The sequence below is a fragment of the Leptolyngbya cf. ectocarpi LEGE 11479 genome (assembly GCF_015207065.1).
Taxonomy (GTDB): Bacteria; Cyanobacteriota; Cyanobacteriia; order Phormidesmidales; family Phormidesmidaceae; genus Leptothoe; species Leptothoe ectocarpi.
Window position 1 is genome coordinate 1 of record NZ_JADEXP010000495.1, and the last position, 3,495, is coordinate 3,495.

The 3,495-nt window shown below is 52.4% G+C and carries 3 protein-coding genes; 1 reads left to right on the forward strand and 2 read right to left on the reverse strand.

Features of this window, described 5'->3' with window-relative positions:
* Both IQ260_RS28925 and psb34 read right to left on the reverse strand, forming a co-directional pair.
* Nucleotides 1-1,617: hypothetical protein (locus IQ260_RS28925; protein WP_228016532.1), on the reverse strand; the 1,617-nt coding region annotated here is incomplete at its 3' end.
* A gap of 167 nt (nucleotides 1,618-1,784) precedes the next feature.
* Nucleotides 1,785-1,955, reverse strand: a complete 171-nt coding sequence (gene psb34, locus IQ260_RS28930; RefSeq protein ID WP_193996526.1) for a photosystem II assembly protein Psb34 — start codon at nucleotides 1,953-1,955, stop codon at nucleotides 1,785-1,787.
* Between the two features lie 229 nt (nucleotides 1,956-2,184).
* Here psb34 and IQ260_RS28935 point away from each other — a divergent pair, with 229 nt between their 5' ends.
* Entirely contained in the window at nucleotides 2,185-3,465 is a 1,281-nt protein-coding gene (locus IQ260_RS28935; RefSeq protein WP_193996527.1) for a YcjF family protein, read from the forward strand.
* Nucleotides 3,466-3,495 lie beyond the last annotated feature (30 nt).

A 3,495-nucleotide genomic window follows, 5' to 3' on the forward strand; every position in this document is an offset into this window, starting at 1 on the left:
GCCATAGAGTGCCAGCCGCTGTTCCACATCCCAAAAGTACTGGGCTGTTTCCATCAGTTCTCGCAGAGCAGATAGCTGATCGATGGGTAAATAGTTGCCGCGCCATAGAAAGTCTTGTACCGCCCGATCCAGCATAATTACAGGACTGGTTGGATAGCGCTGCTGCTGTTGTTTCTTTTGTTCATCCAGCCAGGTCAAAATACGGTTATAGGCCGTTGTTGCCTCGTATCCCAGCCGGTCCCAGCGCGGAAAATTTTCCACCGGCAACAACCGTGGGTGCTCGATGTCTGGGACAAAACAGTGATCGGCGATTAGCTCTGAGCGCACTGGGTCAATGCGGGTGAGATCAAACCAGGGCAGACTGGCCTCTGTTTCTGGAAGTTGACTGAGGACGACGAGCATTTCAGCGATCGCATCACGGTCGATCAGTCTGCCGAGTCCTGGATAGATCAGTGCTAGCAGGGTGAGCAGCGATCTGACAAAAGGTGAACTATTGAGGGGGCGTTGATCTTTGAGCGAGGCTACCACAATCCCCTGTTTACTGAGAATCTCGATCAGACTGTAGCGGGCAATGGCGTCTAATCCAGGGCCAATCACCGCAATGTCGGACGGAGCTACCTGTTCGCGATGGATAGCATCGGCGATAAAGTCTGCCGTCTGCCGCAGCATTTTGCCTCGGGTAGTGGCGGTGATTAACTGCACCTGGTCAGGCAGCTCGGGCACGGCTAGCGGATCTTGCACCCACTGCACCATATCGTCGGCGATGGCATAGCCCAGGCTATCGGTACCGGGGTGGGGCAGCTGCACCCGTTCGCAGTCTGTAGCCAAGACCGATGTAGCAGCCGGATCCGCGCCGACACCCAGACGCACCTGACCGCTGGGGTTGTAGGTAAAGGCCTGGGGGCGGTTTGCGGTTTTGAAGACTTGGAATAAGGGGGGTGCGATCGCGCTATACTCATCCACATCATCCGCCGCCGTCCCCGCAAATCGCTCCAGTAGCTGAGCCTGATACTGAGGCAACGGCAGCAAATGCCGCCAGTACAGCTCCGTCATCAGTCCATAGGTCAGCAGACCCCGCTCCAAACACCAGCTACGCCACTGCAGCAGCGCCGCTCCCATTGCTTCCCAGACATCTGCCGGAACTAAACTTGGCATCATGCCTTGTCGCAGTCGCTGGGTAATCTCTTCGGAGGGAATACTGGCGGAGGCGGCTAACTGGAGTAAATCTAAAGCTCGCCGCACCATTTGGGTTTCTGGCCAACCTTCTACCTGCAGCTCCCCTTGTAACAGGGGTTCCCATAGCTGTAGTGCCAGCAGCTGTTCATTTTCAGGCCGCAGCTTGAGCGGAAACTGGGCCTTTAGAGTCAATGACTCCACCAGCAATGGCCAAAAGAGAACCACTTCGCTTTGAATAAAGCCTGCTGGAGTGGTAGTAGTGTAGGGTACCTGGTCTTGGATCGTAGCTACCAATCGCTGGGCCAGTGCCATTCGGTTATCGCCATTAGCAGCAAACACAAGCCAGGGACATTCAGCTGTAGCTGACTGCTGTAATAGCCAATCAATCAAGGTTTGAGTTTTGCCACTCCGTGTGGGACCCGTGATCCAAACTGACACCATAGACGTCTCTGCCATTCTTGGACATGACACCTGATGTTAGCTCTAATCTCCAGTTCCTAAGCGTTCACCATTAAAAAAGGCTCACACCTTGCGAGCCTAAAAGGATTTAATCAATAAAACAAACTATGAGTGCCGCTAAGAGCCCCATCTAATTGAGCGGTATTACCCTAAGAAATTACAGTTGTTAGAGCAATCAAGCCAACCACAAGGGCAGAACCTAAAGCACCCAAAACTATATAGTTTCGCTTTTCGTTAGCAGTCGGGGGTTCAGCCTCATACATTTTTGGCTCAGAAGCAAAATTGTTAAGGCGTCCACCTTCTTCAGTGGTATATGGCATATGTATAAACTTTTACGGCATCACTACTAAGAGCTTAGCAAAAGTTAGTGTAGTTATTTATCATAATCTACACATTGCGTAATAAGTTGTAGTTATCACATATCCTCTGTCATTTAATATCGGGTGGTGAAATCAGTACCTGATCTGGGTAAGGTTCCCCCATGAAGGGCGTTGAACGGATCGTTACAATATGGTCGAAACAGTCGAAAGCTCCATGTGAGGAGATGTGATGGCCGTATCCGCCCAAAATCCCCAGCCCAATAATCACCCATGCTTAACATCGCGGCCCTGGCAGGCTGTGTGGCAAGCGAGCGGGACCTCCCTAGAGCAGGTCACCCGACGGGTGCTGCAATGGTTCGCTGTTGATGATGAGCAAGTTGCCCATATCCTTGAAAAAATTAGGGCAGAGCTGCCCACCACCGAAGCCTGGCTGATTGGCAAACCCCAGTCGGGTAAAAGTTCGGTGGTGCGGGGGTTAACAGGGGTATCCGCCGACATTATTGGCCAGGGATTTCGCCCCCACACTCAGCACACCCAGCGCTACGCCTATCCTTCTGAGGAGCTACCGCTACTGCTCTTTACGGATACGGTCGGTCTAGGTGATGTGGACCGTGATATTGAAAGCATCATTCAAGAACTCCAAGATGACCTAGACCAGCAGGCACGGGGGGCGCGCATCCTGCTAGTGACCGTTAAAGTTAATGACTTTGCCCTAGACAGCCTGCATCAAATTCTCAGTCGGGTGAGGGAGAAACATCCCTCCATTCCGGTGGTTCTGGTGGTCACCTGTCTCCACGAACTTTATTCTACTGCAGCAGAAGAGCACAGCCCCTATCCACCAACACAAACTGCGGTCCAGCGCGCCTTTGGTGAACTCAAACGTAGTTTTGATGGCCTGTACGACAGCGCTGTCATGATTGACTTTACCCTGGAAGAAGACGGTTACAACCCAGTCTTTTACGGTCTCGATGCTTTGTTGCAGGTCCTTTCTGAGCAGCTACCTGAGGCAGAATCCAATGCCATCTACCAGCTGCTGGACCAAGCTGATGATGCCACCACCCAGCTGGGGGCCATTTATCGAGACGTAGCCCGTCGCTATATTTCGGCCTTTTCGGTGATTGCGGCCACACTGGCGGCGGTTCCGCTGCCCTTTGCTACGATGCCTGCAATTACGGCTCTCCAGGTGTCAATGATTGTCGCTCTAGGCCAGCTCTATGGTCAGCGGCTGAGCTTTTCCCAGGCAGGAGGGGTGGCCAGTACCATTGCTGGGGGATTCTTGGCTCAGGCGGTCGGTCGAGAGTTGATCAAACTGATTCCTGGTTTTGGTAGCGTCATCGCGGCTTCCTGGGCCGCTGCCTACACCTGGGCCTTAGGTGAAGGAGCCTGCATCTACTTTGGTGATCTTATGGGTGGAAAGAAACCTGATCCTGAACGGATTCAAGCAGCGATGAAAACAGCCTTTAAAGACGCGCAGGAGAGATTTAAACAGCAGAAAGATATTAGAACATAAGAATAGAGATTAAATAAATTGAATGCACCC